General features: G+C 73.2%; 20 protein-coding genes and 1 pseudogene. 10 read left to right on the top strand and 11 right to left on the bottom strand.

From position 1 onward, the window contains the following. The first annotated feature begins 108 nt into the window (after positions 1–108). Positions 109–747 carry a TetR/AcrR family transcriptional regulator gene (locus Asera_RS28475; protein ID WP_084130836.1) on the top strand — a complete coding sequence of 213 codons (639 nt, stop codon included), beginning with the start codon at positions 109–111 and terminating at the stop codon, positions 745–747. A gap of 60 nt (positions 748–807) precedes the next feature. On the opposite strand, the gene Asera_RS28470 is transcribed toward Asera_RS28475, so the two are convergent. Beyond that, positions 808–2097: an ArsB/NhaD family transporter gene (locus Asera_RS28470; protein ID WP_030444097.1), complete on the bottom strand. Its 1290-nt coding sequence runs from the start codon at positions 2095–2097 to the stop codon at positions 808–810. Next, complete coding sequence (locus tag Asera_RS33385; protein ID WP_030444098.1) at positions 2094–2378, bottom strand: cation:proton antiporter regulatory subunit; 285 nt, start codon at positions 2376–2378, stop codon at positions 2094–2096. Before Asera_RS33385 ends, Asera_RS28470 begins: the two co-directional genes overlap by 4 nt. A 174-nt stretch (positions 2379–2552) precedes the next feature. On the opposite strand from Asera_RS33385, the gene Asera_RS28465 reads away from it, so the two are divergent. Together Asera_RS28465 and Asera_RS28460 are read left to right on the top strand one after the other, a co-directional pair. After that, complete coding sequence (locus Asera_RS28465; RefSeq protein ID WP_030444099.1) at positions 2553–3518, top strand: HAMP domain-containing sensor histidine kinase; 966 nt, start codon at positions 2553–2555, stop codon at positions 3516–3518. A 5-nt stretch (positions 3519–3523) separates the two neighbouring features. After that, entirely contained in the window at positions 3524–4177 is a 654-nt protein-coding gene (locus tag Asera_RS28460; RefSeq protein ID WP_030444100.1) for a response regulator, read from the top strand. A 46-nt stretch (positions 4178–4223) separates the two neighbouring features. Here the strand turns inward: Asera_RS28460 and Asera_RS28455 are convergent, their stop codons facing one another. Further along, entirely contained in the window at positions 4224–5018 is a 795-nt protein-coding gene (locus Asera_RS28455; protein WP_030444101.1) for a helix-turn-helix transcriptional regulator, read from the bottom strand. Between the two features lie 121 nt (positions 5019–5139). Here Asera_RS28455 and Asera_RS28450 point away from each other — a divergent pair, with 121 nt between their 5' ends. Both Asera_RS28450 and Asera_RS28445 read left to right on the top strand, forming a co-directional pair. Beyond that, complete coding sequence (locus Asera_RS28450) at positions 5140–6366, top strand: NAD(P)/FAD-dependent oxidoreductase (RefSeq protein ID WP_030444102.1); 1227 nt, start codon at positions 5140–5142, stop codon at positions 6364–6366. A gap of 87 nt (positions 6367–6453) precedes the next feature. Then, a complete protein-coding gene (locus Asera_RS28445) occupies positions 6454–6933 on the top strand; it encodes a hemerythrin domain-containing protein (RefSeq protein WP_030444103.1) in 480 nt (159 codons plus the stop codon). A gap of 132 nt (positions 6934–7065) precedes the next feature. Here Asera_RS28445 and Asera_RS28440 read toward each other — a convergent pair whose 3' ends face one another. The 4 genes from Asera_RS28440 to fdxA are packed head-to-tail and all read right to left on the bottom strand — an operon-like array spanning position 7066 to position 8913. Then, the gene (locus Asera_RS28440; protein ID WP_051801427.1) at positions 7066–7572 is read right to left on the bottom strand and encodes a hypothetical protein; all 507 of its coding nucleotides are present in this window, start codon (positions 7570–7572) and stop codon (positions 7066–7068) included. Beyond that, complete coding sequence (locus tag Asera_RS28435) at positions 7569–7910, bottom strand: cupin domain-containing protein (protein WP_035295056.1); 342 nt, start codon at positions 7908–7910, stop codon at positions 7569–7571. Before Asera_RS28435 ends, Asera_RS28440 begins: the two co-directional genes overlap by 4 nt. After that, positions 7907–8557 (bottom strand): helix-turn-helix transcriptional regulator, encoded by a 651-nt coding sequence (locus Asera_RS28430; RefSeq protein WP_030444106.1) that lies wholly within the window; start codon positions 8555–8557, stop codon positions 7907–7909. Before Asera_RS28430 ends, Asera_RS28435 begins: the two co-directional genes overlap by 4 nt. Then, positions 8554–8913 (bottom strand): ferredoxin, encoded by a 360-nt coding sequence (gene fdxA, locus Asera_RS28425; protein ID WP_030444107.1) that lies wholly within the window; start codon positions 8911–8913, stop codon positions 8554–8556. The genes Asera_RS28430 and fdxA overlap by 4 nt, the downstream gene beginning before the upstream one ends. Positions 8914–8964: 51 nt before the next feature. On the opposite strand from fdxA, the gene Asera_RS28420 reads away from it, so the two are divergent. From Asera_RS28420 to Asera_RS28405, 4 genes are all read left to right on the top strand, one after another. After that, a complete protein-coding gene (locus Asera_RS28420) occupies positions 8965–9597 on the top strand; it encodes a DUF2249 domain-containing protein (RefSeq protein ID WP_030444108.1) in 633 nt (210 codons plus the stop codon). A gap of 369 nt (positions 9598–9966) precedes the next feature. Then, positions 9967–10251, top strand: a complete 285-nt coding sequence (locus Asera_RS28415; protein WP_157034584.1) for a hypothetical protein — start codon at positions 9967–9969, stop codon at positions 10249–10251. Between the two features lie 210 nt (positions 10252–10461). Continuing rightward, positions 10462–10848: a PNPOx family protein gene (locus tag Asera_RS28410; RefSeq protein ID WP_030444110.1), complete on the top strand. Its 387-nt coding sequence runs from the start codon at positions 10462–10464 to the stop codon at positions 10846–10848. Between the two features lie 294 nt (positions 10849–11142). After that, positions 11143–11886, top strand: coding sequence for a hypothetical protein (locus Asera_RS28405; RefSeq protein ID WP_030444111.1), 744 nt, complete (start codon positions 11143–11145; stop codon positions 11884–11886). Between the two features lie 42 nt (positions 11887–11928). Here the strand turns inward: Asera_RS28405 and Asera_RS28400 are convergent, their stop codons facing one another. The 4 genes and pseudogenes from Asera_RS28400 to Asera_RS33380 all read right to left on the bottom strand — a co-directional run. Continuing rightward, a complete protein-coding gene (locus tag Asera_RS28400) occupies positions 11929–13119 on the bottom strand; it encodes a CHAD domain-containing protein (RefSeq protein ID WP_030444112.1) in 1191 nt (396 codons plus the stop codon). Between the two features lie 195 nt (positions 13120–13314). Continuing rightward, entirely contained in the window at positions 13315–14514 is a 1200-nt protein-coding gene (locus Asera_RS28395) for a hypothetical protein (protein ID WP_051801430.1), read from the bottom strand. Positions 14515–14529: 15 nt separating this feature from the next. Beyond that, positions 14530–15285, bottom strand: coding sequence for a creatininase family protein (locus tag Asera_RS28390; protein WP_030444114.1), 756 nt, complete (start codon positions 15283–15285; stop codon positions 14530–14532). Between the two features lie 209 nt (positions 15286–15494). After that, positions 15495–15734, bottom strand: a pseudogene (locus Asera_RS33380) (iron chelate uptake ABC transporter family permease subunit); the annotation flags it as partial. Positions 15735–16474: 740 nt separating this feature from the next. Here Asera_RS33380 and Asera_RS28380 point away from each other — a divergent pair. Continuing rightward, on the top strand, positions 16475–17122 hold the full coding sequence (locus Asera_RS28380; protein ID WP_030444117.1) for a helix-turn-helix transcriptional regulator: 648 nt from the start codon (positions 16475–16477) through the stop codon (positions 17120–17122). Positions 17123–17449: the final 327 nt, after the last annotated feature.

The following is a 17449-nucleotide window of genomic DNA, read 5'->3' as shown; positions in this document are numbered from 1 at the left end:
CCGTCCCGGGCCGATCACGTCGGGACGATACCGTATCGTCGTAACGACTACGGTACGCACGCTCGACGAGAGAACGCAACAGGTTCGTCCCGGCGTTAGACTGCGCGGATGCGTTCGGCAAGCGGCGAGTCAGAGGAGTCTCCACCCCGGGCCAAACGCACGCCCGCCGGCGCAGCCGTGTTGCGTACCGACGTGACCGAGGCCATCCGTGCGGCCGTGTTCGCCGAGCTGGCCGAGGGCGGGTACGGGCGGATGTCGATCGAGCGGGTCGCCCGCCGGGCGGGCGTCGGCAAGACCGCGGTCTACCGCCGCTGGGGCTCGAAACTCGAGATGGTCATCGACATGGTGTCCGCCGTCGCGGTGGACGTCACCGAACTGCCCGACACCGGCAGCCTGCGCGGCGACATCGAGACCGTCCTGATGATCGCCGCGCACGCGCTGCGCCACCCGCTCGCCACCCACATCGTGCCCGACCTGCTCGCCGAAGCGGCCCGCAACCCGGCGATCGGGGCAATCCTGTACGAGACGCTCAGCGACAACCAGCGTGGCATCGGCACCCTGCTCGTCGACCGGGCGGAGCAGCGCGGCGAGCTGACCGCCCCGGTCGATCCCGACTTCCTCGTCGATCTCGTGGTCGGCCCGCTCTACTGGCGCCTCGCCGTCGCCCGCGCCCCACTCTCGGCCGGCTACCTCGCCCACCTGGCCACCGCCGCCACCACGGCCCTCACCGCGACTCCCGCCCCCTGAACGTCCGGCGGCCGCCGGGCGTGGACTCCGGCGCCGCGGTGGTGTGCGCCCGCCGTGCGGTCAGAACGCGAAGTAGCGGAGCCAGACGTAGCCCCAGGCGGTGAGGACCGACAGGGCGGTCACCACGATGCCGTACCGGGTGAACTGCCAGAAGGAGATGGGATGCCCGGCGCGGGCGGCGAGCCCGAGCACGACGACGTTGGCGCTGGCGGCGATCGCCGTACCGTTGCCGCCGAAGTCGGCGCCCAGCGCGAACGACCACCAGATCGCCTGTGCCGCATCGGGATCCGACACCTGCCCGACGAGCTCCTCGACCACCGGCGTCATCGTCGCGACGTACGGGATGTTGTCGAAGAACGCGCCGATCACCGCCGAGCCGAACAGCAACGCGGTCGCCGCACCAAAGTAGTCGTGGCCGACGACGCCGATGGTCCACCGTCCGATGGCGTCGATGACGCCGGTGTGCACCAGCGCGCTGACCATGACGAACAGGCCGGCGAAGAACACCAGCGTGCGCCACTCGACCGCGTGCAGCGACTCGACCGGGCTGCGCGGCGAGATCAACACCATCACCCCGGCGCCGAGCAGGGCGACGATGGACGGTTCCAGGTGCAGCACCCCGTGCAGCGAGAACGCCGCGATCACCAGCGCCAGCACGGCAAGCGCGCGCACCAGCAGCCTGGTGTCGGTGATGGCGTCGCGTTCCCGCATCGCCATGACCTCGGCGACCCGCTCCGGGTGGTACTCGAACGACCGGCGGAACAGCACCCGGGTGAACAGGACGAACCCCGCGAACACGATCGCGGTGATCGGCGTCAGGTGCACCACGAAGTCGACGAAGTCCAGCCCGGCCCGGGTGCCGATGATGATGTTGGGCGGGTCGCCGATCAGCGTCGCGGCCCCGCCGATGTTGGAGGCGAGCGCCTCGGCGATCAGGTACGGCTGGGGCGCGATCCGCAGCCGCTCGCACACCACCAGGGTGATCGGCGCGATCAGCATGATCGTGGTGACGTTGTCCAGGAACGGCGAGGCGATCGCGGTGATCACCATCAGCAGCACCATCAACGGGTACGGCCGGCCGCCGGACGCCTTGGCCGCCCAGATGCCGAGGAAGTCGAACAGCCCGGTCTGCTGGATCACGCCGACGATCACCATCATCCCGAACAGCAGGAAGATGACGTTCCAGTCGATCCCGGCGTGGTCGGAGAAGAACACCTCGGTACCGGGGGTGAGCCCGAGCGCGGCCATCAGCCCGGCGGCGATCAGGACGACCTTGACCTTGCCGAGCTTCTCGGCCGCGATGAGTCCGAACGCGGTGAGGAAGATCGCGAGCGACGCGACCGCGCTCACGTGTGCCGCTCCGCACTCGCCAGCGCGGCCAGCCGCCGCTCCAGTGCGGCGACGCGGTCCGGGAGGGAACCGCTGCGCAGCAGGTCGGCGAGCTGGTCGGCCTCGTCCGCCGCCAGCCGTACGGTCAGCTTCTCGGGTGCATCGTGGCGGTCGGACGCGGCGTAGAGGATCAGCTGCCGTGCCCCGCGGTGCTCGCTGACGACCCGCAGGTGGTGGCCGTCCCGGGTCTGGCAGTCGTAGAGCGCACCGACGCCGAGCACCGTGGTCCTCGTCGTGTGCATCGCGGGTCCTCCGTTCCGGCGAGCCGACCGGTAACGCTGTCCACGGTGGCAGAGCCGGGGCGCGGAGGACATCGGCGCGAACACCCATCTGTACCGGCGGGCTCGCGTCACCTCGGCCGGCGAATGGGTGCTGGACCCGATGGACAGCGCCGGGGCGGCTGGGATGCTGGAGTCATGCGATCGGGAGGGCCTGTCCGCACGTTGTTCTGGCGCTTGTTCGCCATCAACGGGTTGCTGTTCGCCATCGGCACGGCGATCCTTGCCGCCTCCCCGGCGACGGTGTCCTCACCGGTACTGGTGACCGAGCTGCCGGTGTTGCTGGTGGGGCTGCTGTTGATCCTGGTCGCCACCGCGGTACTGCTGCGGCTGAGCCTCGCGCCGCTCGGCGAGCTGACCTCGGCGATGCGGCGGGCCGACCTGCCCGGCGGCGGCCCGCGGCTGGCCGAGGGCAGCGGGGGAGACCTGCGCGAGCTGGTCCGCAGCTTCAACTCGATGCTGGACCGGCTCGCCGCCGAGCACGACGACACGGCGGCGCGGGCGCTCGCCGCGCAGGAGGGCGAGCGGCAGCGCATCTCCCGAGAGCTGCACGACGAGATCGGGCAGAGCCTGACGGTGGCGTTGTTGAGCCTGCGCCGGGTGGCGGACCGGGCGCCGGATGCGCTGCGGCCCGACATTGCCGGCGCCCAGGACGCGGTCCGAGCCAGCCTCGACGACGTGCGCGAAGTCGCGCACCGGCTGCGCCCCGGGGTGCTGTCGGACCTGGGCCTGCGCAGCGCGCTGACCGCGCTGGCGACGGAGTTCGCGCACTCGTCCGGTCTCGCGGTGGAGCGTACCGTCGACGCCGACCTGCCGGCCCTGCCGGACGAGGTGGAGCTGGTCGTGTTCCGGGTCGCGCAGGAGGCGCTGACGAACGTGGCCCGGCACGCCCGCGCCAGCCGCGCGGAGCTGACCTGCACGGCGGTACCGGGGAGCGTCACGCTGCGGGTGGCCGACGACGGCCGCGGCGGCGGACACGTTGCGGGTGCGGGCATCCGGGGGATGCGCGAGCGGGCCCGGCTGATCGGTGCCACCCTGTCGATCGAGGCCGGGCCGGCGGGTGGCACCGAGGTGCGGCTCGTCGTACCGGTCGAGGAAGGGTGACCGTGATGGCCGAGCCCACCCGGATCCTGCTCGCCGACGACCATGCGCTGGTGCGCCGCGGGCTGCGGCTGATCCTCGACACCGAACCGGATCTGGAGGTGGTCGCGGAGGCGGCGGACGGGGTCGAGGCGGTGACGCTGGTCGGCGCCGGCGGCATCGACCTGGCGATCCTGGACATCGCGATGCCCCGCATGACCGGCATCCAGGCCGCCCGGGAGATCGCCGCGCGCTCGCCGGACACCGGCATCCTGATGCTGTCGATGTACGACAACGAGCAGTACTTCTTCGAGGCGCTGAAGGCCGGCGCGTCCGGCTACGTGCTCAAGTCGGCCGCCGACACCGACCTGATCGAGGCGTGCCGGGCCGCGCGCCGCGGCGAGTCGTTCCTGTACCCGGCCGCGGTGACCGCGTTGATCCGGGACTACCTGGACCGGGACCGCGCGGGCGACCCGCTGCCGGACCGGGTGCTCACGCCGCGGGAGGAGCAGGTCACCAAGCTGATCGCCGAGGGCTACTCGGCCAGGCGAATCGCCGCCGAACTGGTGATCAGCGTCAAGACGGTGGAGCGGCACCGGGCGAACGTGCTGCAGAAGCTCGGTCTGCGGGATCGCGTCGAGCTGACCCGCTTCGCCATCCGGACCGGCCTGATCGAGCCCTGACCATCGACGATCTGCGCCTCGCCGGTCGACCGCGGCGCGCCGGCCGTCACTGCGCCGGGTGGACGAGGACGCAGCAGCGGCCGGGGCGGGGCATCAGCTGGGCCCGGTCCGGGTCCGCGCCGTGCCCGGCGAGCACACCCCGTACCAGCGCGTGGTTGAGCTGGCAAGTCAGCTCCGGCTGGTGCCGGGCGAGCTGGTGGAACGGGCAGTTGCGCAGGTCGATCGTGCCGTCGTCGGTGACCGCCGGCTCGTACCCGCGGGCCTGCAGCGCGCCGAGCAGCCCACCCGCGACACGCGTGCCGGGATCCTCGGCGGCGCTCCCCGCGGTACCGCCGGATCGGCTTCCGGTCTCGGGCGCCGCAGCGGGCCGCCGGCCGGTGTCGGGCGCCGCGGTATCGCCGGTGTCGCTTGCGGCGGGTCGGCCGGTGCCGGCTCGGCCCTCGCTCTCGGCCGCGGTCATCAGCGCGGCCCGCACGGCGCCGGTCGGGTCGGTGGCGACGGCGTCGGTGAGCAACCGGGCGAGCAGCACGTAGGTGCGGGGCGGGACGGTGACCGACACCTCGTCGGCGCTGCGCTGGTAGTGCTTGGCCGGCCGGCCGGCGCCGGGGCCGCCCTGGCCCTCGGGCCGCGCGTAGGTCGCGGCGAGCAGCCCCGCCTCGGTGAGCCGGTCCAGGTGGTACGCGGCCAGGGTCCGGCTGATGCCGACCGCCGCGGCGGCGGCCTCGCGGCGCACGGGGGAGTCCTGGCCGGCGACGTAGTCGTACAGGCGGCGGCGGATCGGGTCGACCAGTGCGCTGAGCCCGGACAGCGCGTCCGGCAGCGGCTGGTGCTCGGCATCCATGCCCGTCAGTCTATAACCAACGAAGTTTGACAGGCACCGTCGAGCGCTTCTAAACTCCAAGTTTATTGGTGATAGAAGCGGATGCGCTGGCGTCCGCCGCCGATCGACGAAAGGGAAGCCCGTGAGCACACCCCGACATGTGGTCGTCATCGGCGGCGGCCTGGCCGGCGCGAAAACCGTCGAGGCCCTGCGCGAGCAGGGGTACGACGGCCAGGTCAGTCAGATCACCGCCGAACGGCACCTGCCGTACGAGCGGCCGCCGCTGTCGAAGAGCTACCTCGCCGGCGAGTCCGCGTTCGACGACGCCGTCGTCCACCCGGCCCAGTGGTACCAGGACAATCGCGTCGACCTGCGGACCGGGGTCCGGGCCACCGCGGTCGACGCCGCCGCGCACCGGGTACGGCTCGACGACGGCGAGGACCTCGGCTACGACAAGCTCGTGCTGGCCACCGGTGCGGTGCCGCGCCGGCTGCCGGTGCCGGGCGGCGACGCCGATGGCGTGCACTACCTGCGCACCAGGGACGATTCCGACGCGATCCGGTCCGTCTTCGGTGAGGGCCGGCGGCTGGTGGTGATCGGCGGTGGCTGGATTGGCCTGGAGGTCGCCGCGGCCGCTCGCGGCGCGGGCACCGAGGTGACGCTGGTCGAGGCCGCCGAGTTGCCGCTGCTCGGCGTGCTCGGCGCTGAGCTCGCCACCGTGTTCGCCGAGCTGCACCGCGGGCACGGGGTGCGGCTGCGGCTGGGCGCCAGGGTCGAGGAGTTCGCCACCGACGGCGGCCGGGTGGCCGGCGTGCGGGTCGACGGCGAGACGATCCCGGCCGACGCCGTCGTGGTCGGGGTCGGCGTTGCGCCGGACGTCACGCTGGCCGAGTCGGCCGGGCTCGCGGTCGACAACGGCGTGCTGGTCGATGCCTGCCTGCGCACCAGCGACCCGGACATCTACGCGGTCGGCGACATCGCCAACCACGACCACCCGCTGCTCGGTCGTCGGGTACGGGTGGAGCACTGGGCCACGGCACTCAACCAGCCCGCCGTGGCGGTGGCGGCGCTGCTCGGCGGCGCGGCCCCGTACATCGAGCTGCCGTACTTCTTCTCCGACCAGTACGACCTGGGCATGGAGTACATCGGCTTCGCGCCGCCCGGCTCGTACGCCAGGGTCGTCGTTCGGGGTGACCTGGACAAGCGCGAGTTCGTGGCGTTCTGGCTGGACGGCGAGTCGCGCATCCTGGCCGCCATGAACGTCAACGTGTGGGACGTGGTCGACCAGATCAAGCCGCTGATCACCGGTGGCGTCCGGGTCGACGCGGACCGGCTGGCCGACCCGGCGGTCGGCTACGCCGACCTGTGAGTCGTGCCGCCCGCACCCCACCACTCATTATTACAATGATGAGTTGTATAAATGAGGGTACGGGCGGAACGACGAACGGAGGCCGCGGTGACCACGACGAACCTGGCGGAGCTGCTGACCCGGGAGCACCGCGACATCGACGGCGGCATCGAGCGGTTCGTCGCCGGGCTGGATCGCGGCGCGACGGATCGCGAACCGCTGCTGTCGGCGTTCGCGGCCCTGCGGCGGCACATCTACCTGGAGGAGACGTTCCTGTTCCCGCCGCTCCGCGAGGGCGGGATGGTCATGCCGGTACTGGTGATGCTGCGCGAGCACGGCGCGCTGTGGCGGCTGATGGACTCGCTGTCCGCCCTGCTCGCCGCGGACGCCTCGGTGGCCGAGCTGGAGCCCGGCTGCCGCGAGCTGCTGGCCGAGCTCGACCGGCACAACGGCAAGGAGGAGCCGATCATCTACCCGCGCGCCGACGCCGACCTCGGCGAGCGGGCGGTGGCCGAGCTGGCCGAGTTCCTGCGTACCGGCAGCACCCCGGACGGCTGGCGCTGCGCCGCGCTCGACCCGCAGCCCTGACCGGGGGCCGGGTCCGGCCGCCCGCGGCGTCGAGCCCGGTCCGGGCCCCCGAGCGCGGACCGGGCCGCACCACCGACCCCGCCCCGCAGCCTCGGCCGGGAACCGGGTCCGGCCGCCCGGGGCCGCGGCCGGTCAGGCGTGGCGCAGGTACGACAGCAGGATGCCGACCGGGATGCTGACCGCGAGCACCACGAGCAACACCCGGTAGGCCCAGCAAGCCAGCAGCGCGAGCCCGGTGGCGCCCCGGGCCGGCGCGGCGAACAGCGCGATCACCAGCGCTGCCACCAGCAGTGCGGAGCCGAGGTCGACCAGCGCCGGCCGGCCGAGCAGCGTCGCCGCGATCACCACCGCGTTGCCCAGGTTCCACGCCACGACCTGGGTCCAGGCCCGGCGCGGGCCGGAGGTACCACTCCGGGCGCGGGCACGACCCATCGCCCACTGCGCTACCCCGCACACCAGCACGAGGTACGCGGCGAGCCAGCTGCCGTGCGCCAGGCTCAGTGGCGCGGTGACCGCGGCGACCAGCCCACCGAGTACGACGCAGCCGCCGCCGAGCGCGGTCAGCACCGTCGCCGGACGCGCCCGCGCGCCGATGGCGGGGAGCGTCGCGGTCTCGCGCGGGTCGGCCGCCGCCGTCATGCCCCGGTGCCGGCGACGACGCTGAGCAGGACCACCGAGTCGTCGATCGCGGCGAGATCGTGCCGGGTCGGCGGGATGGGCAGGAAGCCGCCCTCGGTCGCCTCCCACTTCTTGCCGCCGGCGCTGAGCCGGACCCGGCCGGCCAGCACCTGCAGGGTCGCCTCGCCCGGGCTTTCGTGCTCGCCCAGGGAGTGGCCGCCGGCGAGCGCCAGCACGGTCTGGCGCAGCGCGTGCCCGGTGCCGCCGTACAGGGTGCGCGCGCTGCGGCCGGCGGACGAGTTGCGGGCGGCCGCGAGTTGCTCCGGCACCAGCGCGGTCAGGGAAACGAGGTCGGTCACGATGCTCCCATCGCAGTCAGGTGGGCCACGCACAGGCCCGGTTCGACGAACGCGTCCAGCCGCTCGACGGTCACCGGCGCGCCCCACGACTCCATCGCGCCCTGCATCAGGCCGAGGTGGATCGGGCACACCACGTCCGCCCGGCTTTCCGCGAGTTCCAGGAACGGGCAGTGCCGCAGGCCGATGGCCGGCGGGTCGGCGCCGTCCACCGGCTCGGGCGCGAAGCCCAGCTCGTCGAGCATCCGGGTCATCCGCTCGACGGATTCGCCCGCGCCGGCCGGGCGGGCCGGCTCGGCGAGCGCCTGCCGGCGGCCCCAGCGGCGTCCCGCCTCCGCGGCGTGGCCGGCCGGATCGGGGTGCGCGGCGACGTCACCGACGAGCACCTCGGCGAGCACCTGGTAGCGCCGCGGACCCATCGGGTCCATTCCGGGAGCCGCGCGGAACAGCTGCGGCGGGCGGCCCGGGCCGGCGTGACTCGCCGTCTGCCGCTCGACCTGGCCGTTGCCGACGAGGGTCTCGAGGTGGAACCGGACGGTGTTGGCGTGCACGCCGAGTCGCTGGGCGATCTCGGCGATGCCCAGCGGTGTGCGCGCGTCCCGCAGCAGTTGCAGCACCTGCAGCCGACGCCCGGCCGGTACCGGGTTCACTGCTGCGCCACCGCGTCGCCCTGCGGCGGCAGCGCGGCCACCAGCGGCGTGTCGACACCGAGCGCTCCGAGCGGCCCGGCGCCGCCCGGGGAGCCGAGGGCGGCCTCGCGGCCGGGCAGCGGCCGGGAGAAGAACTCGTCGTTGTCGGCGAGGTAGGCGTGCAGGTGTTCGGGCAGGTCGTCCTCGTAGAAGATCGCCTCGACCGGACAGACCGGTTCGCAGGCACCGCAGTCCACGCACTCGTCGGGGTGGATGTACAGCGAGCGGCCGCCTTCGTAGATGCAGTCCACCGGGCACTCGTCCACGCAGGCGCGATCCATCACATCCACGCAGGGTTGCGCGATCACGTACGTCATGCTCTACAGTTTACACAAAAGATGATTGTAAAAAAGAGCGGAGTAGCGCACATGTCATCGCCGACCGCGAGCCAACCCGAGGCGCAGGAGCTGGACGTGCGCGGGATGCGCAAGCCCGACAAGCACCCCACGATCTTCTCCCGGTACGCCGAACTCCCCGTGGGCGGAGCGTTCGTCCTGGTCAACGACCACGACCCGAAGCACCTGCACGACGAGTTCGAGGCCGACCACGCCGGCAGCTTCCGCTGGGAGTACCTCAACCGGGAGATGCGCGACTGGCGTATCAAGATCACCAAGCTCGCCAGCACGCCGCTGCCGCGGGTCCTGGTCGACACCACCGCGCTGACCGCCGAACCTGCCGCACCCGACGTGACCGGCGCGGCCTGGAAGCTCGACGTCCGCGACCGCGACCTCGACGCCAACATCATCGCGCTGCCGCCGGCGGGCACCATCGACGCGCACGCCGGCCCGGACCTCGACGTCCTCGTACACGTCCTCGCCGGCAGCGGCACCCTCACCACCGAACTCGGTACGGTCGAGCTCACCCCCGGGGCGCTGCTGTGGCTGCCACGGCGCTCGCGCCGAGCCTTCACCGCCGGGCCGGACGGCCTGCGCTACCTGACCGTGCACCAGCGCCGCCAGGCGTTGCTGCTGGACTCCAGCCGCGCCGCGACACCGCGCTGACCGCCGGCGCCACGACCGCGCTGACGCCGGCGCCGCGACCGTGTTGACTGCCTGCGCCGCGACGCCGCGCCGACCGCCGCCGCGACCGCGTTGACCGCCGGCAGCGCGACACGGCGCTGACCGCCGGCGCCGCGACGTCGCGCCGACCGCAGACCGCAGACCGCGTGCTGAGCAGCGGCGTCGTGAGACCGCGCCGGCCGTCCGCACCGAGCGGCGTCGGTGTATCGCCCTGCTGCCAGGGCATCCGGGGCGCCCGCGTCGGGTCGTCGGTGACACTGCCGGCTCGGCCCGCCGGTACTGGGATGGCCGGGCCTGAATCGGCTACCTGGCCGATACTGGGTGCGCTGCGTTGTCTCTACTGTTCTGGTGGTGACGCAGCACAGTGCGATCGCCGACTTTGCCGCGCTCGGCGGGACCCTGGAGATAGCCGTCGGTGCCCAGCGCGCGGACCCGCGCGTCGCCCTACTGACCGCGGAGGCCAAGGGCGCGATACTCACGTTGCATCCCGACGCGATGAGCCGCGACGCGGAGGCGCTGATCGACGCGGCGACCTTCCGGCTGCTGTGGTTCCGCGCGGTCGGTCCGGACCGGGACGGTTGGGAGCGGGTGGGCGCCAGACGTCGCTGGCGGCTGACGATCCGGTTGCCCCGGTAGGCCGGCTCGCGCCGGCCGGCGGTTTGTCTCGGTAGGCCGGCTCGCGCCGGCCGTCGGTTTGTCTCGGTAGGCCGGCTCGCGCCGGCCGGCGGTTTGTCTCGGTAGGCCGGCTCGCGCCGGCCGGCGGTTCGGCGCAGAATGGGGCCGACCGGTTCGGCAACGACGAGGTGCAGGTCCGCGGCCGGCCCTCGGACGTCGAGAGGCGTGGGCATGTCGCGAGCACGGCAAGCGTGGTTCTGGTTGCTCAAGAACACCCTGAACCGCGGTACGGTGCGGCTGGCCCGCGCCGGCCACGGCCCGTTCTCGCTGGTCCGGCACGTCGGCCGCACCTCCGGCCGGCAGCACGAGACGCCGATCATGGTCGCCCGGGTGCCGGAGGGATTCGTCGCCGAGCTGACCTACGGCGAGACCGTCAACTGGTACCGCAACCTGGTGGCCGCCGGCGGCGGCGAACTGGTAGTCGGCGGTCAGCCCTACCCGATCGTCGGCGTGGAGCAGTACTCCACCGAGCACGGTCGCCGCGCGTTCGGCTTCCCGGCCCGGCTGGTGCTCACCCTGACCCACCGCAACGAGTACCGCCTCCTGCGCACCCACTAGCGGCCCGGCCCTCCCCGCCCCTGCCGCCCCCCGTCGCGTTGATCAAGGGAATCGGACACGTCGTGCCTGGAAGCCGTGCCGCCATCCCTTGATCAACGCACCCATCCCTTGATCAACGCACCCATCCCTTGATCAACGCACCCATCCCTTGATCAACGCACCCATCCCTTGGTCAACGCACCCATCCCTTGGTCAACGCACCCATCCCTTGGTCAACGCACGGAGGTCGTCGATCTGCCGGTGCCGGGTTGGCGTGCTGTTACGGTCGAACGATCAGCCTGGCGGAGGGTGCCGATGCTCACCGTGACCGACGACCGCAGCGGCGCCGCCGTGCCGGTGAAAAGCCGTCCGAGTCGCTTGGTGCGGCTGACCGCGGTGCTGCCGTCGGGCGACGACGGCATGTCCTGGCATGCCGTGCGGGTGCTGCTGGTGGCAGACCTGGCCCGACGGGTGCTGGAGGGCCTGCACGGCAACCAGGTGCGGACCACGGTGATCGGTTCGGCGGAAGCGCTGGCGTCGGCGGGGGAGCGGCTGCGGGAGCTGTGGATCATCCCGACCGACGAGGTACGGGCCGAGCCGGCCGGCGCGGAACTGGTCGTCGCGGCGGCCGACGAGGTGCGCCCGGGCGGCCTCGACCTGTGCGGCGCCGAGATCGGTGGCGACCAGCCGGTCCTCGCGGTCGCGCCGGTCGCGGAGCTCGACGTGGACGGCGCCGAGCCGACCGCGGTACGGCTGGCGCTGCTGGGCGTGGCGCGACGGGAGCCGGTGGTCGGGGCGTCGGTCGCCGATGCGACCCGACGCCTGGGCCGGTGGCGCGCCGAGGTGGCCGCGGCGGCCCGCCAGCCGTCGGCGCCGATCCCGGCGTCGGCGATGGCGGGCATCCGGGCCGCGTGCGACGACGACCTCGACGCGGTCGCCCTGCTGCGGGCGCTCGACGAGGTGGCCGAGGTGAACCCGGCGGGTGCCCGCCTGGAGACCCTGCTGTACGTCGACCGCATCGTCGCCCTCGACCTGGCCCGCGGGCTGACGGCCGGCTGACCCGCGCGCGACGACGTTGCCGTCCACCCGCCGTGGCGCCGGTCATCGCCGCTCGAGCCAGCGTCGTACGCCGGGCCTGCGTGCGCGGCGCCGGGCCCGTGGTACCAGGGCGAGCAGGTCGTTCGCCGCGGCGGTGCGGTGTGCCGCGAGTACCTCGTAGCTGACGGGGCTCTCGCCGTCCCGCTGCGCCGCCGCGGCGTGCGCCTGCAGCACACCGGCGGCGAGCCACGCGTCGTGCAGATCGCCGAGCACGTCCTGGAGGTCCCGGAGCCGGTGGACGAGCCGGTCGGCCGGCTCGCCGGCGACCGGCGCCAACGCCTCCGCCGCGTACCGGGCCCGCTTGTACGCCTTGCGCGCGTCGTGCAGCATCGCCCGGTCCGGCTCGTCCCGTGCCCCGGCGGTACTGAGGTCAGGCCGATCGGGTGCCCCGGTCGTGCTGACGTCCGGCTGGTCGGATGCCCCGGTCGTGCTGACGTCCGGCTGGTCGGATGCCCCGGTCGTGCTGACGTCCGGCTGGTCGGGTGCCCCGGTCGTGCTGAGGTCGGGCTGGTCGGGTGCCACGGTCGTGGTGCGGTCGGGCTCGTCGGAGCTCGGGGTCGTCGCCGGGTGGCGCAGCGCGGCGTCCAGGCGGCGGTCGGCCCGGTGCAACGCCTCGCGCGCGTGCGCCCTGGCCTGGCGGTACGAGGCGTCCGGGGCCGGCGCGGCGACCAGCGTGGCCAACCGGTCGAGCAGCAACGCGTACCGGTCGTCGGTGAGCGCGTGCGCCAGGCCGGCCCGGGCCGCTTCGGCATCGACGGCCAGCTGCCGTCCGACCCGGTCGGCCACCGGGCCGACGAGCAGCGCCGGGTCGGCCGCGCCGATCGCCGCGGCGAGGATCTCGGCCAGCACGTCGGTGTCGCGGACGGCGCCGAGCAGCCCGCCCAGCCAGCGCAGCTCGGTGCGCAGCGGCTCGGTGGCGTCGTGGGACCACAGCGGCCGGAAGGTGCGCAGCGTCGAGCGCAGCCGCCGGGTCGCGGTCCGCATCTCGTGTACCGCATCGGGGTCGCCCCGCCGGGCGCCGGGGGCGGCCGTCAGCAGCGCATCGCGTTGCGCCGCCAGATAGTCCGCGACCAGCCGGCCGCCGGTACGCGCGGGTTCCGGTCCAGTTTCGCTTCGCCCGCTCGCGCGGTGTGCATCGTCGAGCCCGTCCCGGGCCGGCCGGGGCGAACCTCGTGGCGGCGCCGGACCCGGCATGCGCAGCTCAGCGATCGCTCGTGCGGGCCGGGCCGGCGGGAACATCCGCGGGACAGGACATGGTGCACGTCCTTCGTGCCATCGAGACTTCTGTCCAGTTTATCCCGCTGCTCGCCCCGCACCAAGCCGGCCGGCGGGCACGTCGACGTCCCGTGGTTGGCCGCTGACGCGGGCCGTGCGCGGCGGGGGCGCCGGTCACGGCGTCGGTACGCCCTCGGGCCGGGGGAGTTCGACGCCGGTGTCGGTGACCGTGGCGACCGGGGTGTACCCGCGGTCCAGGTCCGGGGTGTCGATCCGGGCGCCGTCGTGCAGCGAGTGCATGGCGGCGTCGAGCATCCCGGTGGTCAGCAGCGTGCGCCGCACCGGGTAGGGCGCGACCCCGCCGAGCACCAGCGACTCGATCTGGCGGACCAGGAAGGTGAAGTGCTCGTGCGGCGCACCGGGCAGCCAGATCTGGCACGCCATCTCGTGCCCCGGCCCCCGGCAGGCGGTGCCGAAGTTGCGCAGCACGTCGTTGCAGAGCACCACCGCGGCGCGCAGCCCGTCCCGGTACTGCACCAGGAACACGTCCCGGACGCTGGCCCGCGCCCGCGCCCGCTGCTCGGCGGTCAGCTCGAAGGTGCCGAGGGCGGCGTCGAGCAGCGCCGCGTCGACGATGCGGGCCTCGATCGCGTCCCGCGCGTCCGGGCCGGTGAGCGCCCGTACCGTCGCGACGCCGCGCTCGCCGCCGGAGCGGCGCTCGGCGTGCACCTGCAGCGCCTCCAGGTTGTGGAACCCGTACCGCTCGAGCGGCCCCCAGCCGACGACGACGGCGGCGTCCATCGGCTCGCCCAGCGGCCACTGCGTCGCGGTGGGGATCCGCCAGGACAGCGGGATCGTCGAGCCGGCGAGCAGCGGGATGCCCAGCCGCTCCGCGGTGTCCACCATGGACAGTGCATCCGGGTACGACCAGGCGAGGCCCTTGTCGTTGAACACCGGGACGGTGCGGCCGGCGCCGAGCATGGTCGACACCGCCGCGTCGAACAGCCGGCGCCGCGGGTAGGTCGTCTGCCCGTACTCGTTGCGCTCGTAGTCGCCGTGCTCGCCGATGATGACCACGCCGTCGACGTCGACGCCCGGGCGACCGACGCCGAGCGCCTCGGCCACGGTCGGGAACCGCGGTACACCGTTGCGGTCGGTGATCTCGACGCCGACGTCCGGCAGCGGCCACACCTCGGTGCGCGAGCCGAGCTGTTCCAGGTACACCGAGGCGACCTCGACCCGGGCCGGCCGGTGCGCGCCCTGCCAGCGGTACCCCTCGACCAGCCGGGTGGCGATCACGTCGGCGTGCGAGCCGGGGAACCAGGTCGTGGCGAGCACCGCCACCCGTGGTCGCGGCAGCTCCTGCTCGGTCATGGCGCGGGCCTCACTTCACTGGGCGGATCGATGGAATCCGGCGAGGAACGCGGCGACGCTGGCGGCGATCAGCGCCAGGGCACGCTCGCCGGTCTCGGCGCTGGCGTGCCGGGAGTCGTCGGTACGCCCGTCGCTCGCGGCCCAGACGCCGGCCCGGCGGATCGTGGCACCCGGGATGTCGCTGTACGCCAGTGGTTGCAGGTCGGGTTCGGGTGCCGGCATCAGCTCGCGGCGGACCAGTTCGGGCCGCAGCGCGAGCATGCAGGAGGTCTCGAAACCGCCGGCATGCCCGGGAACCGGGCCGACGCCGAGGTCGGTGTCGGCCAGCGCATCGGCCGCGCAGGTCCAGTACGAGGTGCCGGCGACGTGCACGTCCAGCTCCCGTTCGAACACGATCCGGTCGCCGACCGACCGCACCGCGCCGTCGTTGCCGCCGTGCCCGTTGAGGAACACGATGCGCCGGAACCCGTCCACCGCAAGGCTTCTGCCGATGTCGGTGAGCACGTCGAGGTAGCCCACCAGACCGAGGCTCACGGTGCCGCCGAACGGCAGGTGATGGTGCGCGAACCCGTACGGCAGGGTCGGGGTGACCACGACCGGCACGTCGGCGGCCGCGGCGGCGCGCTGCGCGATCGCCGTCACGATCGTGGTGTCGGTGCCCACCGGCAGGTGTGGCCCGTGCTGCTCGGTCGACCCGACCGGGACGAGCACCGTCGACGACGGGGCCAGCTCCCGCAGCCGATCCCGGGTCTGCTCCTCGAACCGGTACACGACGCCTCCCCCTCGGCGTGGACTGCCCGTACGCTACCGCGCCCCGCCCCGGCGCCGTCCGAGCAGCTCACCGGGCGAAACGCGGGGCGCACGAGCAACCAGAGGAAGTACGGGGTCAAGCACGATCGCGACGCGGCGCCGGGCGGCGAGCCGCCCGGCCGGCAGCTGCGCCGCCTGCCCGGTGTCGCGCGACCGGATCGCCAGCGCGATCAGGAACACCGCGCCGACCCGGCCGGTGACCAGACCGGTCGGGATCGCCACCGCGTCCTGCCGGACACCGCGGCGCGCAGCAGCACGTCGGAGCCGAGTACCACCGCGGTACCGGTCAGGCCCGCGACGCCGAGGAACGCCCAGCTGCGGTGCGGCAGCGGGAACCGGCGGGCGAGCGGCCGGGCGAGCGCCGGCGCACACAAACCGACGAACCCGAGCGGCCCGGCGAGTGTCACCGCCGCAGCGCTTGAGCAGCACCGCGAGGGTGTTCGCGAGCATCGAGGCTGATCACGGGGGGCGAGGTTGGCCCACCCTGATTAGAGAACGTTCCAGGGTCGGGTGGGGACGGTGCGACCGGTGCTGCCGACCCGTCTCGGCGCTCGGCGCGGTCGCCGCCGCGGCGGCGACCCTGGCTCGGAACCACGGTGCTTCCGGTGGATCGATGGCGGCGCCATTCTCGATTGCCGGTCGAACGCCGCAGCGCGGTCTCCGGGACCTTGGTCCCTTGATTTGCCGGCCTTTACGAGTTCCCCGTGCACGATATTTTCGACGTCAATAATCCGGGCATTCCAAGCGCCGGGGCGGTGACGCCGATACCGACGGGTGCGTAGCGTTTCGGGGGACTTCGGTACGGTGCGCCGGCGCCATCCCGCAGCCTGGTGCGGTTAGCTCCGTTTATCACGTATTCTGATCGACTCTAAGTAAGTTAAAAATCACGGACAGGTCAACTCCCGCTCGTCTTCTGCCCGTGGATCTTGGTTCGGTAGCAACCGCAGTCCGGCCGACCGTACCGACCCGTGCCAACCACAGTTTTTCCCTACGGGTACCTGAGACGTTGACCGTCATCGATTTCCCTGAATAGGGTCCCGGTTGTTTCCACACGATGTCGATGGCGCTCGGGCGACAATTCCGGACGCACCGTCGTGTCGGGTCCTGGGGGAGTTCGGAGGCAGTGATGTCGGTGGTGCCGGTTGCGCCGGTGGCAACCCAGCGAGCCGCGGCGAGCCCGGTGGACAGCAGCCCGCTGCTGCGCTCGCTGTTCGATCGTTCGGGGATCGGGCTCGCGGTGCTGGACAGCCGGCTCTCCATCGTGGACGCCAACACGGTCTTCGCCGGCTGGTACGGCGGTGCCACCGAGCGCAGCTTCTGCGACCTGCTGCACCCCAGCATCCGGCACCACCTCGGCCGCCAGCTGGCGCGCCTGGTCCGCGGCCAGACCCGCTTCGTGGAACGGGTCGCCGCCCGCTGGGCGGACGAGGACAGCGGCGCCGGCGGTGAGCTGACCGGCGTGGCCATCGACCGCGAACCGGGCCAACCCAAGTCCGTCGCGGTTCTGGTCTCGCCCGGTCACGCCGGCTCCAGCGGCCGGCACCTGATCGGCTCGACCAAGCTGCTGACCGACCTGGACGCCCGCATCCTGGAAGGCATCGCGATGGGCATGACCACCATCCAGCTCGCCGCGAAGCTCTACCTCAGCCGGCAGGGCGTGGAGTACCACATCGGGACGATGCTGCGGAAGTTCAACGTGCCCAACCGCGCGTCGCTCGCCTCCAAGGCGTTCTCGGCCGGGATCTTCCGGATCGGCTGCTGGCCGCCGCAGGTCGTGCCGGACTACGTCGTGCGCTGAACCGCCCCACCGGTACCACGTCGCGCTCGAACCGCTCGTCGCCGGTCGCCCGGGGCCTCTGCCCGAACCGGCGGTCCCGAACCCCCCGAGGTGGCTGGCCGGGGCTCCCCCCGCGCCGGCCGGCCCCTCGGGGTACTCGCATCCCGGCCTTGTTACTTCACCGTGACTTTTGCGACGAACCGTACCCGCGCCGGCTCCGGCACGCCCGGCGGTGCCGCCGTCTCAGCAGGTGAGAGCGGTGCCCGGGAACGGCGCCGGCACCGCGCCGGCGCCTGGTCCGGGCGACCGCGGCCGCCCGCACCACGGGCGTGGAAGTTTGCCCAACGG

This window comes from Actinocatenispora sera (assembly GCF_018324685.1).
Lineage (GTDB): Bacteria > Actinomycetota > Actinomycetes > Mycobacteriales > Micromonosporaceae > Actinocatenispora > Actinocatenispora sera.
The sequence above is the reverse complement of the archived record's forward strand: the minus strand, read 5'-3'. Positions and strand labels throughout refer to the sequence as shown.